The 21,472-nt window shown below is 42.1% G+C and carries 17 protein-coding genes and 1 pseudogene; 16 read left to right on the top strand and 2 right to left on the bottom strand.

Annotation, left to right across the window (positions count from 1 at the left end):
* Nucleotides 1-4 precede the first annotated feature (4 nt).
* From DXA54_RS12230 to DXA54_RS12220, 3 genes are all read left to right on the top strand, one after another.
* Nucleotides 5-1,483, top strand: a complete 1,479-nt coding sequence (locus DXA54_RS12230; RefSeq protein WP_004296736.1) for a SusD/RagB family nutrient-binding outer membrane lipoprotein — start codon at nt 5-7, stop codon at nt 1,481-1,483.
* A 69-nt stretch (nt 1,484-1,552) separates the two neighbouring features.
* Nucleotides 1,553-2,110 (top strand): hypothetical protein, encoded by a 558-nt coding sequence (locus DXA54_RS12225; protein ID WP_008998758.1) that lies wholly within the window; start codon nt 1,553-1,555, stop codon nt 2,108-2,110.
* Nucleotides 2,111-2,113: 3 nt separating this feature from the next.
* Complete coding sequence (locus DXA54_RS12220) at nt 2,114-3,550, top strand: calcineurin-like phosphoesterase C-terminal domain-containing protein (RefSeq protein ID WP_004310100.1); 1,437 nt, start codon at nt 2,114-2,116, stop codon at nt 3,548-3,550.
* Nucleotides 3,551-3,671: 121 nt separating this feature from the next.
* On the opposite strand, the pseudogene DXA54_RS12215 reads toward DXA54_RS12220, so the two are convergent.
* A pseudogene (locus tag DXA54_RS12215) lies at nt 3,672-4,115 on the bottom strand (Bcr/CflA family drug resistance efflux transporter); the annotation flags it as partial.
* A 466-nt stretch (nt 4,116-4,581) separates the two neighbouring features.
* On the opposite strand from DXA54_RS12215, the gene DXA54_RS12210 reads away from it, so the two are divergent.
* The 12 genes from DXA54_RS12210 to DXA54_RS12155 all read left to right on the top strand — a co-directional run bounded on the left by DXA54_RS12210 (nt 4,582) and on the right by DXA54_RS12155 (nt 18,614).
* Nucleotides 4,582-5,901 carry a TolC family protein gene (locus DXA54_RS12210; RefSeq protein ID WP_008776331.1) on the top strand — a complete coding sequence of 440 codons (1,320 nt, stop codon included), beginning with the start codon at nt 4,582-4,584 and terminating at the stop codon, nt 5,899-5,901.
* Nucleotides 5,902-5,980: 79 nt separating this feature from the next.
* The gene (locus DXA54_RS12205; protein WP_120079578.1) at nt 5,981-7,015 is read left to right on the top strand and encodes an HlyD family secretion protein; all 1,035 of its coding nucleotides are present in this window, start codon (nt 5,981-5,983) and stop codon (nt 7,013-7,015) included.
* Between the two features lie 58 nt (nt 7,016-7,073).
* Complete coding sequence (locus DXA54_RS12200) at nt 7,074-8,693, top strand: hypothetical protein (protein ID WP_120079576.1); 1,620 nt, start codon at nt 7,074-7,076, stop codon at nt 8,691-8,693.
* A 233-nt stretch (nt 8,694-8,926) separates the two neighbouring features.
* On the top strand, nt 8,927-11,218 hold the full coding sequence (locus tag DXA54_RS12195) for an NADP-dependent malic enzyme (RefSeq protein ID WP_120079574.1): 2,292 nt from the start codon (nt 8,927-8,929) through the stop codon (nt 11,216-11,218).
* Nucleotides 11,215-11,391: a hypothetical protein gene (locus DXA54_RS12190; protein WP_004297674.1), complete on the top strand. Its 177-nt coding sequence runs from the start codon at nt 11,215-11,217 to the stop codon at nt 11,389-11,391. The genes DXA54_RS12195 and DXA54_RS12190 overlap by 4 nt, the downstream gene beginning before the upstream one ends.
* Nucleotides 11,392-11,638: 247 nt before the next feature.
* Nucleotides 11,639-12,973: an NADP-specific glutamate dehydrogenase gene (locus DXA54_RS12185; RefSeq protein WP_004297671.1), complete on the top strand. Its 1,335-nt coding sequence runs from the start codon at nt 11,639-11,641 to the stop codon at nt 12,971-12,973.
* Between the two features lie 304 nt (nt 12,974-13,277).
* Nucleotides 13,278-14,738 carry a catalase gene (locus DXA54_RS12180; RefSeq protein ID WP_004297668.1) on the top strand — a complete coding sequence of 487 codons (1,461 nt, stop codon included), beginning with the start codon at nt 13,278-13,280 and terminating at the stop codon, nt 14,736-14,738.
* A gap of 162 nt (nt 14,739-14,900) precedes the next feature.
* Nucleotides 14,901-15,119, top strand: a complete 219-nt coding sequence (locus tag DXA54_RS12175) for a helix-turn-helix transcriptional regulator (RefSeq protein WP_004297664.1) — start codon at nt 14,901-14,903, stop codon at nt 15,117-15,119.
* Entirely contained in the window at nt 15,116-15,442 is a 327-nt protein-coding gene (locus DXA54_RS12170) for a HipA N-terminal domain-containing protein (protein WP_004297663.1), read from the top strand. The genes DXA54_RS12175 and DXA54_RS12170 overlap by 4 nt, the downstream gene beginning before the upstream one ends.
* A 2-nt stretch (nt 15,443-15,444) precedes the next feature.
* Nucleotides 15,445-16,395, top strand: coding sequence for a HipA domain-containing protein (locus DXA54_RS12165; protein WP_004326059.1), 951 nt, complete (start codon nt 15,445-15,447; stop codon nt 16,393-16,395).
* A 257-nt stretch (nt 16,396-16,652) separates the two neighbouring features.
* A complete protein-coding gene (locus tag DXA54_RS12160; RefSeq protein ID WP_120079572.1) occupies nt 16,653-17,795 on the top strand; it encodes a PCMD domain-containing protein in 1,143 nt (380 codons plus the stop codon).
* 24 nt (nt 17,796-17,819) lie between these two features.
* Entirely contained in the window at nt 17,820-18,614 is a 795-nt protein-coding gene (locus DXA54_RS12155) for a porin family protein (RefSeq protein WP_004326061.1), read from the top strand.
* 169 nt (nt 18,615-18,783) lie between these two features.
* On the opposite strand, the gene DXA54_RS12150 is transcribed toward DXA54_RS12155, so the two are convergent.
* A complete protein-coding gene (locus DXA54_RS12150) occupies nt 18,784-20,352 on the bottom strand; it encodes a PCMD domain-containing protein (protein WP_120079570.1) in 1,569 nt (522 codons plus the stop codon).
* 263 nt (nt 20,353-20,615) lie between these two features.
* Here DXA54_RS12150 and DXA54_RS12145 point away from each other — a divergent pair, with 263 nt between their 5' ends.
* Complete coding sequence (locus DXA54_RS12145) at nt 20,616-21,461, top strand: helix-turn-helix domain-containing protein (RefSeq protein ID WP_120079568.1); 846 nt, start codon at nt 20,616-20,618, stop codon at nt 21,459-21,461.
* The last annotated feature ends 11 nt before the right edge of the window (nt 21,462-21,472 follow it).

The raw sequence follows: 21,472 nt of genomic DNA, 5'->3' as shown, positions 1-21,472 counted from the left end.
ACTTATGAAAACCAATAAACTTTTCAAAAATATAGTATGGGGAATGACTTTGTGCGGAGCTCTCTGCACGACTTCCTGCACCAGCTTCGACGAACTCAATACAGACCCCACCCGCATGGATGAGGTGAATCCCGGCACGCTGCTCAACCCGATTTTATACGAAACATCGGTCTACAACTGGAAACGCTACAACAGCTATACCTACGACCTGATGCAATGCGCCGTATCTACCAGCAGCACCAACGGTGTGGGATGGTGGTATATGACGGACAGCGAAGGAGACGGCACATGGACTACTTATTATAAATGGATCAACAACGCCAAAGAGATGATGCGCCTCACCGGAAAATTGCCGGAAGCCTCCAAACAACCCAACTACGATGCTATATCGCTGACTTTGCAATGTTGGTTATACCAGATTCTGACGGATGCCTTCGGTGATATTCCGATGAGCGAAGCCTGCTCCGCCGACGAGGGAATACTTGCACCGAAGTTCGACACCCAGCAGCAGGTGTACCAACAGATTATCGACAATCTGAAAACAGCTAACGAGTTGTTCGACAAAGCTAACGGGTTGATCTACAACCAATCGGGCGAAATGTTGTACAAGACGTCCAAAGGGGATGCAACCGGTATTTTGAAATGGAAGAAGTTCTGCAACTCGCTCCGTCTGCGTGCACTGCTCCGGGTGATCGACGTGCCGGAATTCAACGCGAAACAGGAGCTGCGTACCATGCTGACCGATCCCGCCACTTATCCGGTATTCGAATCGAACGATGATGCTGCCCTGCTTGCCATCAGCGGAACTTATCCGGAGGAAGCTCCGCTCACCCGTCCACAGGATTTCACTTCTTATGTTCAGATTTCAGAGTTCTTTGTTAATCTGCTGAAAGGTTGGAACGATCCCCGTCTGCAGGTGTATGCAACACAGGTCACTCTCCCCGACCAGACTAAAGATTATGTGGGTTTGCCCAGCGGTTATCAGACGTTGCCTTCAATCACTGCTTCGGGACTGAATCAGGAAATGGCGAAGGCACCTATGAAACTTGCCATGATGCCTTATGCCGAAGTGGAATTCATCAAAGCGGAATTACTGAAAAAAGGAGTGATCGACGGAGGAAGTAGCGCTGCCAAAGAGGCTTATCAGAAGGGAGTGCAGGCGGCTATCGAACAGTGGGGACAGAAAATGCCTGACCATTATTTTGAAAATCCGGAAGCTGCTTATGATGATACGCTGGAACGAATCATGAACCAGAAGTTTGTCGCACTGTTCTTCTGCGATTATCAGCAGTGGTTTGAATATAACCGTACCGGTTTTCCTGTGTTACCTGTGGGGCCCGGCATCGCAAATGCTAATAACAAAATGCCGAAACGCTTTAAATATCCATCTGCTCTGCAGCGTACTAATCTGAAGAATTATCAGGCGGCTAAAGCGAACATGGGAGGCGATGACTTCCATATCCGACTGATGTGGCAGCAATAAATGAATGTGTCGGTCACCAAGATTGCGGCAATAATTATCATTTCAATCAATCTTTAAAATTCAATGAATATGAAAAGAATAATCAGTATGGCTGTTGTGTTAGTTATAACGATGGCAGCAACGGCGCAAAAAGGAGAGCTCGCCATGAACGAGAATATCTCCGGAAAAAACCATATTTCCAAAAACGAAAAAGAAGCTACTCCCGTAGGCAAAAAGCCGAAAGCGGTGTTTATATTCGACGTGTATGGAGAAATCCCGACTACCAAACCAGTGTTTGAAGCGGAACATTATCTGGGGAGTGACATTACCGGAAAATGGAATACTTTCATCCAGAATTATACGCATGAGTATGATGTAACAATCGGATTTACGGATTCTTCGGTCGAAATTTTGAAGCCTTCTATTTACAAGGCGGTTAATAAGGTGAATAAATATTATAAGAAGGCATTGAAGAAAGAAGAGGTGAGCCGGGAAGTTGCTACATTCAACATGGGTCATATTCTGGATTGCGCCAATGTGATGTGTTTCGATGATAACAGCAAGTCTTTTGAGGAGGCTCTCAAGTCGGCAGATGAACCGGAAGAAATTATCGCATTATTCAATCAGGTTACTTTAAGAAAGTTATAAGCAATGAAAAAGATCAATTTTAGAAAAACGCTGTTTGCAGCGGTTTTGCTTTTCCAGCTGAACGCTATTGCCGCCTTTGGTCAGACGGTGGTGAAAGGTAGTGTGAAAGATAATACAGGTAAACCCATCAGCGGTGTAGTGGTGACAGACGGGGCACATTTCAATACGACTGATGCAGAAGGAAATTATGTTCTGAACACTGATCCGACACGTTATCCAATGGTTTACATCTCTACTCCGGCAGCGTATGAGCTTCCTTCCAAAGAGGGGGTAGCAGATGGTTTCTATCAATATCTGGATGCCGGGAAAAGCGAAAACCAATGTGACTTCGTATTGACTAAACGGCAGAAGCCGGTGGATGAATTTGTCTACATCGTCCTTTCCGACCCGCAAGTGAGAAACGAAAAGCAACTGGACCGCTTCCGCACGGAAACAGTGCCCGATCTGAAACAGACTGCCGACTCACTAAAGAACTTCGAAATCATCGGCATGGGACTGGGGGATCTGGTGTGGGATGCCATGAACCTGTACGCTCCTTACCGGCAAGCGGTGTCCAACTTGGGAATGACGATGTTCCAACTGATGGGAAACCACGACTTCAACCTGCTCTACAAATCTATAACGCAGACGGATCATCCGGCGGATGGTTATGGGGAACAGAATTATTATCAGTCATTCGGCCCGGCTAACTATTCATTCAATATCGGTAAAGTGCATGTGATAGCAATGAAGGATATTGATTACGACGGCAACAAGAAATACACGGAACGCTTCACGCCGGAAGATTTGGACTGGTTGAGAAAAGATTTAAGTTATGTGCCTAAAGGAAATATCGTGTTCCTGAACGTTCACGCTCCAGTAGCTAATAACACGGTAGCTGCGGGGGGAAATGCGCGCAACGCCAATGCGCTTTTCCAACTGTTGAGGCCTTACCAAGTACATATTTTCTCCGGACACACGCACTTTTATGAAAATCAGTTGCCCGCCCCTACCATTTACGAACATAATATCGGAGCGGCCTGCGGCGCATGGTGGGCAGGACACGTGAATCGTTGCGGAGCACCAAACGGTTATCTGGTGGTACAAGTGAAAGGTGATGATGTGAAATGGCGTTACAAGGCAACAGGGTGTTCGCCGGACTATCAGTTCCGGCTTTACCAACCGGGAGAGTTTGAAAGCCAGAAAGACTATGTGGTAGCCAATATCTGGGATTGGGACTGGACGTATACGGTAAACTGGTACGAGGATGGAGTGTTGAAAGGTGCTATGCAGGCTTTTGACGATGAGGATCAGGATTATATCAATATGGTAAAGGGAAAGAAAACGGGTTATCGCACACGTCATCTTTTCCGTGCACAGCCTTCTAAAGATGCAAAATCTGTCAAGGTGGTGGTTAAGAATCGTTTCGGGGAGATATTCACGGAAGAGATAAAACTCTAGTTTTATTTCGGTCTGTTTATACTGGTAGTAATTATAATTATACTGGTAGTAAATTATAAAAGTCATGAGGGAGTTTAAGCTTTAACTTCCTCATGACTTTTATTTTTGAAACAATCTCACTTTAACGGAAAATCCGGCACATTGCTACTTTCATCGGTACTTTCCTCATCGCCCATAGTGCACAAAGCAGGGAACAGATGGCGCAGACCACAAATGTAACTCCGGTAGATACAAGGATATTTCCCAAGCCGACCAACGGAGAAACAATACCTCCGGAAGCAAAACAGAGTGCTCCCAACAGGGCGGAAGCTGCTCCGGCGTAACGGCGTTCGCTATCCATCGCCAAGGTGGTGGAGGAAGTAAAGGTCAGTCCCATTGTGAAAAGTAATGCGAACATCAGCAGTTCATAGGTCCAAAAGCCGCATCCGTTATACAAGGCAATCATCACACAGACGGACAGACACAACATACCGATGCATCCGGTCAGCGTCCCAGTTTCAGGTTGGCGGAATTTCACGGAGATAGCTGCTGCCACCCCGATAGCTACCGCATTCACCGCGAAGCAAGCTTCACCTTACGGTACATATTATATCGCATCTTTACTTCAGGAGTGGTTGTGCTTCTTTCTATTCTTTCTCCTATTTGATATGCTAGCTGCCATTCGTTAAAAAACATTATATTTGAGCCTATATAGGGTTACAACTTACTTGTTTTTTTTCATAATTTTGCAAACCAAAAATAGAAAAATAGGTATCAAGATGAAACTAAGATATTATCAAATCGCCATTCGTTACAAGAACAAAATGCATGACTTTCACGGTTGGGGTGTAGCAGCGCAGATTTGATAACCCTCCTATTTTCACTACAGAGAATTCACTACAGAGAATGCCAGAGAACACAGCGTTCAAATAATCTTCATTAATTTGTGTCAACTGACATATTTCAAAAGAAAAAAACTCTGTGTTACTCTGTATTATTCCGTGGTGAAGAAAATTCAAAATTCTACTATTAATTAAATTTCTTTTCACTTTATGAGCAAAAAAAGATGGCTCATAGTGCCGCTATGTGCCGTGCTATGCAGTCAGGGACTGTTTGCCCAGACGCTTGACAGGAGAGTGTTGGGCATTGACGAAATGTTCCGTCTGGCAGACGAGAACAGTCAGAGTATTCAAACGTATAAAACCGGAAAGGAAGCAGCCGATGAAGCTTTGAAGGCTGCCAAGTCACAACGTTTGCCGGACATAGGTGCCTCACTCTCATTTAGTTACCTGGGCGACGGATATATATGGGACCGTGACTTCAAAAACGGGCAGAATATCCCTATGCCACACTTCGACAATAACTTTGCGTTGGAAGCGCAACAAGTGATTTACGCCGGAGGAGCCATCAACAGCAGTATTACTCTGGCTGAACTCGGTCAGCAAATGGCTGCATTGGACTGGCAGAAGAACCGTCAGGAAATCCGCTTTCTCCTGACCGGCTATTACCTGGATTTATACAAGTTGAATAACCAGCTGCAAGTGTTACAGAAGAATCTGGATTTGACGGAACAGGTGATCCGCAACATGGAATCACGCCGCACACAGGGAACGGCCTTAAAAAATGACATCACCCGCTATGAGCTACAGAAAGAGACGCTGAAACTGCAACTGGCAAAGGTGCAGGATGCCCGCAAAATAATGAATCATCAACTGGTGACTACCTTACATCTGCCTGCCGGAACAGAAATCGTTCCCGATTCTACCTTGCTGAACGAGGAAGTGACAGCATTAGCCGAAAACGACTGGCAAATGATGGCCAGTCAAAGCAATGTCGGACTGCAACAAGCCCAGCTGGCTATGAAAATGAACGAGCAGAAAGTGAAATTGGAACGCTCGGAACTGCTTCCGAAAATTGCACTTGTGGCCGGTGAACATTTAGATGGTCCTATCACCATCGAAGTCCCGGTGCTCGACAATAACTTCAATTACTGGTATGTGGGGGTCGGTATCAAATACAATCTTTCTTCTTTATTTAAAAACAACAAGAAAGTGCGCCAGGCAAAACTGAACGTCCGCAGAGCACAGGAGGAATATTCACTGGCACAGGAACAAATAGAAAACGGTGTACAGGCGAACTACGTCAACTTTCTCACCTCTTTCACAGACCTGCGTACACAGGAGAAAAGCGTGGAACTTGCCGACCAGAACTATAACGTAACCAGCAACCGTTATAAAAACGACCTTGCTCTGCTCACCGATATGCTCGATGCCAGCAATATGAAACTAAGTGCCGACCTCGGTCTGGTCAATGCACGTATTAACTTGATATACAGTTATTATAAAATGAAATATATCACACACACTCTCTAGCAGAGAAGTAATGACTTATCAAAAAGAATCCAACTTATAATAGAACCAAATTCTCATCTCTCTTAAAATAGAACAGATTATGATAGCTAGAAAAACCCAGAAGATAATATACAACATTGTAATTATCTGTTTACTTATCGGTGGTGTCACTTATGTTTGTTCCCGGTTTATCCACTTGGGAAATATCGAATATACGGATAATGCGCAGGTGAAACAACATATCACGCCGATCAATACCCGTGTACCGGGATTCATCAAGAAAATCTACTTTGACGAGTATCAGCAAGTGCGCAAAGGCGACACGCTTCTTATCATCGAAGATGCGGAATTCCGTCTCCGTGTGGCACAGGCAGAAGCGGATTTGGCGAATGCCACCGCAGGACGCCAGGCCACTACCATCGGTATCGCCACTACGCAAAACAATTTAAGTGTGAGCGACGCAAGTATTGAAGAAGTACGTGTACAGATGGAAAATGCCAAACGTGAACTGAACCGTTTTGAGAAACTGTTGCAGGAAGACGCAGTGACGAAACAGCAATATGACAACGTACATACAGCATACGAAGCTGCCAAAGCTCGTTATGAACAGGTGTCACGGGCTAAAATGTCTACTTCTTTAGTGAAAAGTGAGCAGACTCATCGCCTGGGACAGAATGAAGCAGGTGTCCGCCTGGCAGAAGCTGCGTTGGAACTTGCCCGTCTGAATCTCTCTTATACAGTCATCATTGCTCCGTGTGACGGCACGACAGGAAAGAAAGAAATCCTGGAAGGGCAACTGGTGCAACCGGGACAGACTATGGTTGATATCGTAGACAGCAGTGATTTGTGGGTAATCGCCAATTACCGCGAAACCCAGCTTCCGAATATCAAGGAAGGTGCAGAAGTGGAAATAACCGCAGACGCCGTGCCGAACGTCACATTCAAAGGAGTAGTAGAATCCATCTCCGATGCAACAGGAGCCGCCTTCTCAATGATTCCGCAAGACAACGCCACCGGAAACTTCGTGAAAGTGGAGCAACGTATTCCCGTACGTATCAGTCTGAAAGGAAACAAACCAGAAGATTTGAAACGCATGCATGCCGGTTTTAACGTGGAATGTGAAGTGAAATATTAACACTCCAATTCCCAATCGCTTTAATTTTTTAATTTTCAATTCTTAATTTTCAATTCTTATGAGTGCTCCTGTTCTGAACGGTCCTTTTGTTTTGCCGATGTTCCGCAGTTTCGTGCCGCGGAAGATGCAACCGTGGATTTATCTTTTCATAGCCGTCACCTTCCAACTTTCGGGAGGTGTCTATTTGGGTGCATTGAATCAGATGATCGGCAGCATGTCACTGATGCGGGAGGATATTTTAATGTGCATGTACGCCAACCTGGCCGGTATGGCGATCTACTTTCCGTTACTGTTCCGCATGAAGTTTCGTTTTACCAATAAAACCCTGCTTACATCGGCCGCACTGGGAGTATTACTCTGCAACCTGATAGCACCGCATATCACCTTTCTCCCTCTATTGTGGTTGGTCTGCTTCATCGAAGGTATGTGCAAAATACAGGGAACTTTCGAGTGTATGTCAAACATTCAGCTGTGGATGACCCCTAAACGGGATTTCACCGTTTTCTTTCCCTGGCTTCATATTGTAATTTTGGGAAGCATCCAGCTATCTGACCTACTTACGACCCGTTTGATGTATCATTATCACTGGACATACATGAACCTGTTCGTTGCCGGTCTGATGCTGATTGTCTTATTGATACAGTTCACTTGTGTGAAGCATTTCCGGTTCATGCGTAAATTTCCTCTGTTTGGTATCGACTGGCTGGGCGGGATACTATGGGCTGCCTTATTAGCGGAAATCGCCTTCCTCTTCAACTACGGAGACTGGTACGACTGGTGGAACAGCCCGGTCATCCGCCAACTTACCATCGTGATTTTCATCACTTTAGGAATTTGTATTTGGCGCATGATGACCGTTCGACACCCATTTCTCGAACCAAAGATGTGGACGTACCGCCATTTTTTGCCTTTATTGGGATTAGTCACTTTAGTGGAAGCGTTCCTCGCCACGGAGCACGTGCTGGAGGAAGTCTTTTACGAGGAAGTAATGAAATATGAAGAACTGGTCAGTTCCCAACTCGATTGGCTTGCCATTGTCGGTATCGTATGCGGTTGTGTGTTTTCGTATTGGTGGATGCACGTCAAGCAGTATAATTATGTACGCCTGGTCATTGTCGGCTTTATCGGGTTGATCGGTTACCTGATCGGTTTCTACCTGACTTTATCCACCGACATCCATATTTCACAGCTTTACCTGCCGACCGTATGTCGGGGCTTCGCTTATGCCGTATTGAGTGCTACTTTTATGGTGTGTCTGGAGGAAATCATGACTTTCCAGCATTTCTTCCAGGGATTAAGTGTGTTCAATATGCTGCACATGGTAGTAGGCGGCGTAGTGGGAGCCGCAGTCTATGCACAGGGATTGGCGTATTATGTTCCCGACAATCTGGCCCGTTACGGTTCAGCCATCGATCATGTAGCTTTCAGCAGTAGTCCGTTCAATCTGGGTCACTATATGGAAGAGTTTATCAGTCAGATGATGGAGATAAGCATCAAGCAGATTTACGGCTGGGTGGCTTATGCCTGCATTTTCCTCTTCCTATTGTTATTGCTTTACGATTTCCCGGCTCGACGCTCACTAAAAAATATACCAAGCTGGAAAGAGGTGGCAAGGGAGGTGAAAAATACGTTCTGGCGGACAACACACACGCCGTCGGAGAAAGAAATAGAAAGATAACTATTAGACACAGATCGTATGATAACCGCATGTTTATATCAAACGAAAAATATGTGATCCTGCGTCATCTGTATCTGATAATAGTAAGTTGTCCATTAATTGTATCCGACTTCATTATTTTAGCCATTTTGCTATAAAATTAATAGAAATTATTAATCAACAGCTACAATTTCGAACTTTTATTCCTACATTTGCGGTCAAATGATAACTTATTAACAAATTTCATAAATACCATGGCTAAAATAACGAAAGAAGCCGCTTTGCTCTATCATTCACAGGGCAAACCCGGTAAGATTGAGGTAGTGCCTACCAAACCTTACAGTACACAAACCGACTTATCACTCGCATATTCTCCCGGTGTAGCAGAACCTTGTCTCGAAATTGAGAAGAATCCGCAAGATGCGTATAAATATACGGCTAAAGGTAATCTGGTAGCCGTTATTTCCAACGGTACAGCCGTACTCGGACTGGGTAATATAGGTGCATTGAGCGGTAAACCTGTAATGGAAGGTAAAGGTCTGCTTTTCAAAATTTACGCGGGCATCGACGTTTTCGACATCGAAGTGGATGAAAAAGATCCGGAGAAATTTATTGCTGCAGTAAAGGCTATTGCTCCTACTTTCGGAGGTATCAACCTGGAAGACATCAAAGCTCCCGAATGTTTTGAAATCGAACGTCGCCTGAAAGAAGAACTGGATATACCTGTCATGCACGACGATCAGCACGGTACTGCTATTATCTCCAGTGCCGGTTTGGTGAATGCCCTGCAAGTGGCCGGAAAGAAAATCGAAGATGTAAAAATCGTTGTGAACGGTGCAGGTGCATCTGCCGTATCTTGTACTAAATTGTATGTGTCACTGGGTGCACGTCTCGAAAACATCGTCATGCTGGATAGTAAAGGCGTTATCAGCAAGGCGCGCACGGATCTGAACGAACAGAAAAGATTTTTTGCAACCGACCGCACGGATATTCACACGCTGGAAGAAGCAATCAAAGGTGCAGATGTATTCCTCGGCCTGTCGAAAGGAAATGTGTTAAGCCAGGATATGGTGCGCAGCATGGCTCCGATGCCGATTGTGTTCGCATTGGCTAACCCGACACCGGAAATCTCTTACGAAGATGCCATGGCAGCACGTCCTGACGTACTGATGGCTACCGGACGTTCCGACTATCCGAACCAGATTAATAATGTAATCGGTTTCCCGTATATCTTCCGCGGTGCTTTGGATACTCACGCTAAAGCTATCAACGAAGAGATGAAGATTGCAGCCGTACACGCTATCGCTAATCTGGCAAAACAGCCGGTACCCGATGTAGTTAATGCGGCATACCACGTGAACAACCTCTCTTTCGGCGCGGAATACTTTATCCCGAAACCGGTAGATCCACGCCTCATCACCGAAGTTTCCTGCGCAGTGGCAAAAGCTGCTATGGAAAGCGGAGTGGCCCGCACTGAAATCAAAGACTGGGATGCTTACTGTGTTCACCTGCGCGAATTGATGGGTTATGAATCCAAGCTGACCCGCCAACTGTATGATACAGCCCGCCGTTCACCGCAACGTGTCGTATTTGCCGAAGGTATCCATCCGAATATGCTGAAAGCTGCCGTTGAAGCGAAAGCCGAAGGTATCTGTCATCCTATCTTATTAGGAAATGACGAGGCTATCGGAAAACTGGCAGAAGAAATGGATCTTAGCCTGGAAGGTATTGAAATCGTCAATCTCCGTCACCCGGACGAATCGGAACGCCGCGAACGTTACTCACGCATTCTTGCAGAAAAACGTGCACGCGAAGGCTTTACTTATGAAGAAGCCAACGATAAAATGTTCGAACGCAACTACTTCGGTATGATGATGGTGGAAACAGGAGATGCGGATGCTTTCATCACCGGACTTTATACAAGATATAGCAATACGATCAAAGTGGCCAAAGAAGTAATCGGTATCCAACCGGGCTTCAAACACTTCGGAACAATGCATATCCTGAACTCCAAGAAAGGTACTTACTTCCTGGCAGACACACTGATTAACCGCCACCCGGATACGGAAACATTGATTGACATCGCTAAATTGTCTGATAAAACAGTTCGCTTCTTCAATCACACGCCGGTTATCTCAATGTTGTCATACTCCAACTTCGGTGCTGATACTGCAGGTAGCCCTGTGAAAGTGCACGAAGCTGTTGCCCACATGCAGGAAGAATATCCGGAACTGGCTATTGACGGTGAAATGCAGGTAAACTTTGCCATGAACCGCGAATTGCGTGATACCAAATATCCGTTTACCCGCCTGAAAGGAAAAGATGTAAATACATTGATTTTCCCGAACTTGAGTTCAGCAAACGCCGGTTACAAACTGTTGCAGGCAATGGACCCGGATACGGAATTCATCGGCCCTATCCAGATGGGATTGAACAAACCTATTCATTTCACCGATTTCGAAAGCTCTGTCCGCGACATTGTCAATATCACAGCTGTAGCCGTGATCGACGCCATCGTTGACAAAAAGAAAAGAGGAGGTAAATGAAACGTCCGTTATCCAAATCACAAATAGTTTGCATCAGCCTGCTTTGGTTGGCGCTTTGCTATCTAGTTCTGACAAAAGCCGAACGAATTGACGGGATGACGGTGGTAATGCTTGGCATTTCGGCAGCATTAGTATTTATTCCTGTCTATAAGTCGATCAAAAAGAACAAATAAATATCTTTTTTCCTATTTTTAATGCGATAAAATATCAAATTTGATGTTTTATCGCATTTTTCTTTATAAAATGTTTGCTAGTTCAATTTTTATCTTTACTTTTGCAACCGAAAATAAATATCCGATGTACCCATACGCAGATGTGCAAATCTGCTATATAGCACAAAAGCACATAGTCAAACGGTATATTAGCAAATTGTCAAATTAGCACTTTATTTATATCAACCAATTAAAGAAAGAAAAGATTATGAATGCAGCAAAGGTATTAGACGATCTGAAAAGAAGATTTCCCAATGAACCGGAGTATCATCAAGCAGTAGAAGAAGTACTTTCTACTATTGAAGAAGAATACAACAAACATCCGGAGTTTGATAAAGTAAACTTGATCGAACGTTTGTGTATTCCTGATAGAGTATATCAGTTCCGTGTGACTTGGATGGACGATAAAGGTAATATTCAGACCAATATGGGTTACCGTGTTCAGCATAACAACGCAATCGGCCCTTACAAAGGCGGTATCCGTTTCCACGCATCTGTGAACCTTTCTATCTTGAAGTTCCTTGCCTTTGAACAAACATTCAAAAACTCACTGACTACTCTGCCAATGGGTGGTGGTAAAGGTGGTTCCGACTTCTCTCCTCGTGGAAAGTCAAATGCCGAAGTAATGCGTTTCGTACAGGCATTCATGCTGGAACTGTGGCGTCACATCGGTCCTGAAACTGACGTTCCTGCTGGTGACATCGGTGTTGGTGGCCGCGAAGTAGGTTTCATGTTCGGTATGTATAAAAAACTGGCTCATGAATTTACCGGAACATTTACAGGTAAAGGCCGCGAATTCGGTGGTTCACTGATTCGTCCGGAAGCTACAGGTTACGGTAACATCTACTTCCTGATGGAAATGTTGAAGAGAAAAGGAACTGACTTGAAAGGTAAAGTTTGTCTGGTTTCTGGTTCTGGTAACGTTGCTCAATATACAATCGAAAAAGTAATCGAACTGGGTGGTAAAGTAGTTACTTGCTCTGACTCTGACGGTTATATCTACGATCCGGACGGTATCGACCGCGAAAAACTGGATTATATCATGGAACTGAAGAATCTGTACCGTGGCCGTATCCGTGAATACGCAGAAAAATATGGTTGCAAATATGTAGAAGGAGCTAAACCTTGGGGTGAAAAATGTGATATCGCTCTTCCTTCTGCTACTCAAAATGAATTGAACGGTGACCACGCTCGTCAGTTGGTAGCAAACGGTTGTATCGCTGTATCTGAAGGTGCTAACATGCCTTCTACTCCGGAAGCTATCAAAGTATTCCAGGATGCAAAAATCCTTTATGCTCCGGGTAAAGCTGCTAACGCCGGTGGTGTATCAGTATCAGGTCTTGAAATGACTCAAAACTCTATCAAATTAAGCTGGAGCGCTGAAGAAGTAGACGAAAAGCTGAAGAGTATCATGAAGAATATCCACGAAGCTTGCGTTCAGTACGGTACAGAAGCTGACGGATACGTAAACTATGTGAAGGGTGCTAACGTAGCCGGATTCATGAAGGTTGCTAAAGCAATGATGGCACAAGGTATCGTATAATCAGCAAAAGATATATAAGCTATAGTTTATTTAAAAGCTCCCGTCTTCCGTGAAGGAAGTGCGGGAGTTTTTTTATGCAATAAAAAGATGTACGACACCCGGGTGTCAGCACAATAATCTTTGTAGAAAAATAAATAGCAGACAATACACACACAATTCATAGTTATTCTCTATCTTTAGATAGAAATTATCTGTTTGACAAGCGAGCAAAAGAAGCCTATCTTTGTTATATATTATAAACCCCGGATGAAAGAATAAAAGGAAACAGTCTGCTTATACTTGTATCCGACTAAAAAATCTATTTATGGAAAAGAAAAAACTTACTGCAGCGAACGGTCGTCCTATCGCTGACAATCAAAACTCGCAAACCGCAGGTCAACGCGGACCTGTAATGTTACAAGATCCCTGGCTTATAGAGAAGCTTGCCCATTTTGATCGTGAAGTAATTCCTGAAAGACGTATGCACGCTAAAGGTTCGGGAGCTTACGGTACGTTTACTGTCACCCATGACATTACAAAGTACACCCGTGCTGCTATTTTCAGTAAAGTCGGAAAACAAACAGAATGTTTTGTCCGTTTCTCCACCGTAGCCGGAGAACGTGGAGCTGCTGATGCAGAACGTGACATCCGTGGTTTTGCTATGAAATTCTATACGGAAGAAGGTAACTGGGATTTGGTGGGTAACAACACTCCTGTATTCTTCTTACGTGATCCGCTTAAATTTCCGGATCTGAATCATGCCATCAAACGAGATCCGAAAACCAATATGCGTAGCCCGAACAGTAACTGGGACTTCTGGACGCTTTTACCGGAAGCATTACATCAAGTTACTATCACTATGAGTCCGCGTGGTATTCCTTATTCATATCGCCACATGCACGGATTCGGCAGTCATACTTATAGTTTTATCAATGCAGAAAATCAACGTATTTGGGTTAAATTCCATCTGCGTACCTTGCAGGGTATCAAGAATCTGACAGACCAGGAAGCAGAAGCAATAGTTGCTAAAGATCGCGAATCTCATCAACGTGATCTCTTCGAGAGCATCGAAAAGGGCGATTATCCGAAATGGTTATTCCAGATTCAGTTAATGACGGAGGAAGAAGCGGACAACTATCGTATCAACCCGTTTGACCTGACTAAAGTATGGCCGCACAAAGATTTCCCTCTACAAGATGTTGGTGTCCTTGAACTGAACCGCAACCCGGAAAATTATTTTGCTGAAGTGGAACAAGCTGCTTTCAACCCGATGAATATTGTAGACGGTATCGGTCTGTCTCCCGACAAAATGTTACAAGGTCGTTTATTCTCTTATGGCGACGCACAACGTTATCGTCTAGGAGTGAATGCAGAACAAATTCCGGTCAACAAACCTCGTTGTCCTTTCCACGCCTATCATCGTGACGGTGCTATGCGCGTAGACGGTAACTACGGTGCTACTAAAGGGTATGAACCGAACAGTTACGGCGAATGGCAGGATTCTCCTGACATGAAAGAACCGCCTCTCAAAGTTACCGGTGAAGTTTACAACTACAATGAACGGGAATATGACGATGATTATTATAGCCAACCGGGTGACTTATTCCGACTGATGCCGGCTGAAGAGCAACAATTATTATTCGAAAATACAGCCCGTGCCATGGGAGACTCCGAATTGTTTATCAAACAACGTCATGTGCGCAACTGTTACAAAGCCGATCCTGCATATGGAACAGGAGTTGCCAAAGCGCTGGGTATTGACTTACAAGAGGCTTTGAAAGAATAATCTGCTATCACTTTCCTCTACAGGTACTCCTTCTTCCCAAAGAAAGAGTACCTGTTTTCTTATACCCCATAAGGTATAATTCATAAATCTACAACTAAATTTATACCCTAAAGGGTGTAAAATAGAAAATTTACATTATCTTTGTACCCAAAAGGGTATAATATGAACGATAAATCATTATCAGAATACGTCAAGCAAATGCGTAAAGAACATAACTTGACCCAAGTAGAACTGTCCGAAAAATCAGGAGTCGGGTTACGTTTTGTACGCGAACTCGAACAGGGGAAACAGACTTTGCGTCTTGATAAAGTAAATCAAGTGCTTAGTCTCTTTGGAACGGAAGTGGGTGTTGTACCAATAAGTAAATTCAACAAGCTATGAGACAAGCACTCATATACAACCAAGACCAGTTGGCAGGATTGCTTACAGAAGATGAAAATGGCTATACCTTTCAATATGATACAGCCTACATTAAATCCAGCGATGCGGAATCTATCAGCCTCACACTGCCAATCTCGGAAAAGCCATATACAAGTCTAATATTATTCCCATTCTTTGACGGTCTTATTCCTGAAGGCTGGCTTTTAGATATTGCTGAAAAAAGTTGGAAGATAAATCGACGTGACCGTATGTCACTACTGCTTGCCTGTTGCAAAGATTGCATCGGTGCAGTTAGTGTGATTCCCATCTTAAATAAAGAATAATGATGAGCAGATGCCTATATTGTTATCAGGAACTTGGCGAGGGAGAAACTGATTTTCACCCTCAATGCGGAAAGAAAATATTTGGGAGCAAAACAGTTCCTCTCCTACCTTATACAAAAGCGGATATTAAGCAACTTGCCGAACAAGTCATACGCTCACAAACCACACTTACAGGAGTGCAAGCAAAATTGTCTCTCGATATATCATCGTCCCCCAACCAACCGCAACGCTTTACTATCGTTGGTTTATGGGGACGTTATATTCTCAAACCGCAAACGGAACAATTTAAATACATGCCTGAAGTTGAGGATTTAACGATGCATCTTGCCGAATTGGCTAAAGTGAACGTTGTCCCTCATTCATTGATTCGTTTTGCCGATGGCGAATTGGCCTATATCACTAAACGCATAGATAGAACCGCAAAGGGTGAAAAGTTGCCAATGGAGGATATGTGCCAGCTCTCGGAACGCCTCACAGAGTATAAATATAAGGGCTCTTATGAAAAGATAGCAAAGATAATTATGCAATATTCCTCTGTGCCAAAACTTGACGTAATAAATTTCTGGGAACAAGTCGTTTTCTCATGGCTGACCGGAAATGCGGATATGCATCTGAAAAACTTTTCACTTTATAGTCAGCGTAAAGGCTATTATTCACTGACCCCGGGATATGACATGATCTCTACGGCACTCCTCATGCCGGAGGACACTGAAGAATTGGCTTTGACACTTAATGGAAAAAGACGCAAAATCAAGCGTTCTGATTTTGAAGTTGCCATGAATAGTTGCAGTTTAGAGAAAAAGATCATAGACAACCTATTTTCTAAATTTACCAAAGTTGCCGAAAAATGGTTAGAGTTCATAGATATTTCTTTCTTGCCTAAAGAAATGAAGCAACAGTACAAGCTGATTATAACAAGAAGGTATCAATCCTTCTTTGATGCGCAAATATAAAAACAGGCTAATACAACGAAATGACATGAAACTTAGAGAGGATAAAATTCTAAACATAAGGATCTATTAATTAGATATTTAATAGTTCCTTTCCTCTCGCTTTAAGAAAGAGGGCTTCCGAAAAGAAGCGGACAGCCTCTTTTATATATCATTACCGACAACTCTGATTTTTCTTTTAACATTCTACAGAAATAGCCACTCAACTATTTTAACTATCTTTGTCCCCTGTATAACCCCTTAATATTTATAACAGACTGATGAAACTAAAAAATTTATTCGCCGGAATGATATTATGTCTGGCAGTTGCTTCCTGCATTCAGGATGAAGCTCAAAATGTTGAAGCAGCTATAGATGGATGCAGTGGAAACCATATCCAACAGTACTTGATTGATCGAAATGACTTCACCATTCAGTTGTATGTATCAAAAGCTGCTGACCCATCCAAAACAAACATCAATTTCGACCTCCCTACTGGAGCTTCTATAAAGCCGGTACGGCAGTTAACCGGAGACGAAGCTAACGTCTATAACTTTAATGACGAAAACCCTAGAGAATTTAAAGTTACATCAGAAGATGGTGCTTTTTCTGCGACCTATACAATCAAACTTTGGCAGACAGAAATGCCTTTAGTATACGATTTCGAGACGCTAAGTTCAGATGCTCCTTATCACAAATTCTATGAAGATAAATCTTCTGAAAATATTATCCGTCGACTAGAGCTAGCTAGTGGAAACCCTGGATTCGAATTAACAAAAATGGCAAAAACACCAGAAGACTACCCCACGGTACAAGTAAACGGAGGAGTTAATGGCGGCAAATGTGTAAAACTGACAACGAAAGACACAGGTAGCTTTGGAAGTATGGTAAAAATGTATATTGCTGCTGGTAACTTATTCGTTGGCTCATTTGAAGTAGGACAAGCCTTAAACAACGCAATGAAAGCCACTCGCTTTGGTTTCCCATTCTTCTACTATCCACTCAAGTTGGAAGGATGGTATAAATATAAAGCAGGTGACAACTTCTCATCAAAGGGAGAAATCATAGATGGAAAAAAAGATAAATGTGACATTTACGGTGTACTATATGAAACAGATGATAATGTACAATTCCTTGATGGCTCTACTTCACTCACTTCACCCAATATTGTAGCCTTGGCACGAAACCTTGATGCACTTCCTGAAACAGAGAGTTGGAAACAATTCAGTTTTAATTTCGAACCAAAGAATGGCAAATCTATTGACTCTGACAAACTAGAGAAAGGTATCTACAAACTTGGCATCGTATTCTCTTCCAGTGTAGATGGTGCTAAGTTTGAGGGAGCTGTAGGTAGTACGCTTCATATAGACCAAGTAGAGATTGTCTGCACTTCTAACCCGAGTGAATACCCCGTAAATCAATAATAAACCCAACCAATTGATAAGATAATGAAGAAAACAATATATAATAAAGTAGTAGGGATTGTATTCCTCGCAATACTTTTTTCACATGTTGCATATGCCCAAAACGAACGTAACAAAGCTCTTATCTACTCATATTTACATGGATGGGAGTATAGTATCAAAGCCGGATTGAGCATTGGAGGTACTTCTCCTCTTCCCCTACCTAAAGAAATACGTAGTATTGATAGCTATGCGCCAAACATAGCTATTGCTATTGAGGGAAATACCACAAAATGGTTCGGCAAAGACAAAAAATGGGGAATGACCGCAGGTATACGGCTTGAGAATAAAACGATGACTACCGAAGCTACCGTAAAAAATTACGGAATGAAGATCATCAATACTAATGGTGGCGAGCTACAAGGTCTTTGGACTGGTGGCGTAAAAACAAAAGTGAAAAATTCATATCTCACCATTCCTGTATTGGCTAATTATAAGATAAGTGACCGTTGGAAAGTATCACTTGGTCCTTATGTTTCTTATATGACTGAAGGCAACTTCTCCGGACATGTATATGAAGGTCATCTACGCACGCCTGATGAAACAGGCCAGCGTGTCGACTTCAACGGTGAAAGTATTGCAACTTATGATTTTTCAGACAACTTACGCAAATTTCAATGGGGAGCTCAATTAGGCGGTGAGTGGAAAGCTTTCAAACACCTTAATGTCTATGCGGATTTAACATGGGGACTAAACGATATCTTTAAGAAAGACTTTGATACAATAACATTTGCAATGTATCCTATCTACTTGAATATTGGGTTTGGATATGCGTTCTAAAAGAGTAACAGATATAGAACAGGCACAATGCAGTGCACATTACAGCCGTTTTTAATATAGGATTCTTATGTACCAAGAAGTATTCTACTAAAAATATCCCCGCTACAATTCAAATTTGTAACGGGGATAAATATTTTTTCTAAGAGGAACACTCAATATATTAATAATATTATTCTCCGATGATTTCTAGTTCGTCAACAAATAATGTACTATTAACCGCACCTTTAAATGAGTCTCCAGCTTTACTTGATGAGCAAACAATAGCCATTTTATATTTTTTTGATGAATCATAAACCTTACCTTCAAAATAAGTAAATGCTTCATTAAATTCGACCCATTTGTCTTCTGTATCCGAACCATCTTTTATTTGCGCAATAGCTACACGATATTCCGAATTAGTTATCGTATTCCCATCCAGTATAACTTCTTCTTCTTTTTCATTTGTAGCTTCATACAATAAAGCATAAATTCCACATTGATCTTTATCACCTGTATTTTCTTTTACATCATTTTTATCAGAACCATCTACAAAATTGTCCCCAGCTTTATACTTAAAGGCTCCCTTAAAATAAAGAGGCTTTTTAGTATAAGAAATACCAAACTTGGTCAACTTCAATTGTTCCTTAGGATCAGTAACGGCTTGAAATTCAAACCTACCAGTAAATAAAGAACCCGGCGTTATAGCAGGTGCCATACCAAAACCTGCACCCTTTGTATATTGAGTTATCAACTTAGCTGCAGTACCTTTATAACCAGCTTCTTTTTCTTCCAATGTACCATAAGACAAATTGTACTTATTAGTAAAATCAAAAGCTTTAAGATATGCAACACCATTATTAGCCGTAGCCAATTCATCAAGAGGAAGAGGAGAAGACCATTTCATTTTATCAGGATTAGTTTTGTCTGCTTGTTCACCCCATTCTTCAAATGAATATTTCAATATATTATTTTTCCCTACAATAGAAACTGTATATACCTTTGTAGTCCCATCCTCTGCCATCACAATATATTCCACAGATTTACCACCTGAAAAATCTTGTGCTATACCACTGACAGGAGAAACTGTAGCTTTATCAGAAACTTGAAACGTAGGAATCAATGCCTTTAAATCATCATTAGTTGTAGCATCATTAACTTTAAAAGCTATAGTTCCATTTTCATCATCAATGACAGGTTGTTCTGTAACAAACTCACTATCAATCACAAAATCTGAAATCTTCGCTTCACTGCTTTCATTACCAGTCATCTTATCTCCTTCAAAAGCAACATCCACTGTTTGGCCCAAAGCTGCAACAGTTACACCAATTTTCATACTAACTTTTCCGTCTTTCACTGTTCCACTTACTGACGTAGGAAGTGTTCCTAACAATTGACCAAACTCTGTAGTAAACTTCAGATCTTTCTGACCACTAAAAGATTGTACTCCATCTTTTTCTTCCACAGTACAAGGCACTTCAATATCACCTACCAATTGACCTGCAAATGAAAATTTTTTCAAAGACAATATGACTTGTGATGTTTGATCACCTGATTTAGCAATAGATATCACTTGAGAGACAGGATCAGCTGCACTTCCATCAATGGATACTACCAAATTACCTTTATAGCTACCACTAATATCAGTAACTTCTGTCTGATCATCACCATTCTTTCCATTATCATCATCGTCACTACAAGACGTAAACAATGTCGCAGTACACAATACTGCAAACAGATAATAAAATAATTTCTTTTTCATTTCTAAATTCTCTTTTTAATTAATAAAAGCAAATACGCGATATACCATCGCATAGATCCAAAATTTCACAGCTGCAAAGTAACTACTATTTCCACATCTCCGCAAGGTCTATTTTTCTTGTTTCTGTTCTATTTTTAAAGAAATATACTCAAAACCCCTTGTAATATACCATTTTTCAAGTCAAAATTATAATTTAAGAAAAGAAAAGAGAGCCTATTTCCCTAAATCTACATATCTTTGTTATAAAGTAAGAAGTACGAAACATGGAAGAATTACCCAAAATAGACTTACCTGAAGAATGGCTTATAGGTACAGGAGTTAACAAAGAATTACTCAAATTATATACAAATTTTCCCTGCCGATTGAAATCGGAAATATTCGTATTATGTATGGATGGAGAAATTGAGGCTTCAGTTAATCTAAACCGTATCACAGTACGAGCTAACGATTTTGTTACTATCATGCCGGGAAGCATTCTTCAGATACACAGTGTAAGCGGAGAACCAATACTTTATTTTGGAGGATTCTCATCAAAATACATAGAACAAGCCAATTTGACACCTTCATCTATCAAGACTTTATTTATAACGATAGGACGACCTGTCATTTCATTAAAACCGGAAGGGGCCAAGTTATTGGCGGAGTACTTTCAATTCTTGATAAAATTATATGCCTTTTTCAATGAATCAACCCGTAAAGGTATTACTCCGCACTTGTACAACAACATACACGCAGGGATAGCTGCCATGTATAACACCCAACTACAAAACACCAAAGAATTTTTATCTAAAGGTGAATTAATCTACAAAAACTTCACTCAACTGGTGATGCAGAATTACAATCATACCCGAAATGTAGCATGGTACGCCGAAAAACTCAAAATCTCAAATATTCACCTATGTACAACAGTTAAGAAAGTCACTGGGAATACATGTGCAGAAATCATTGCACACATGGTCATCATGGATGCCAAATCACAATTAAAGTCCACCCATCTTTCCATTCAAGAAATTTCTAATTCACTCAATTTTGCCAACACATCGTTTTTTGGCAAATACTTTAAACGATATGTCGGCATGAGTCCATTAACCTATAGAAATAACGGATAAATAGAATAAAC

It is taken from the genome of Bacteroides sp. OF03-11BH (assembly GCF_003604005.1).
Lineage (GTDB): Bacteria > Bacteroidota > Bacteroidia > Bacteroidales > Bacteroidaceae > Bacteroides > Bacteroides ovatus.
The sequence above is the reverse complement of the archived record's forward strand: the minus strand, read 5'-3'. Positions and strand labels throughout refer to the sequence as shown.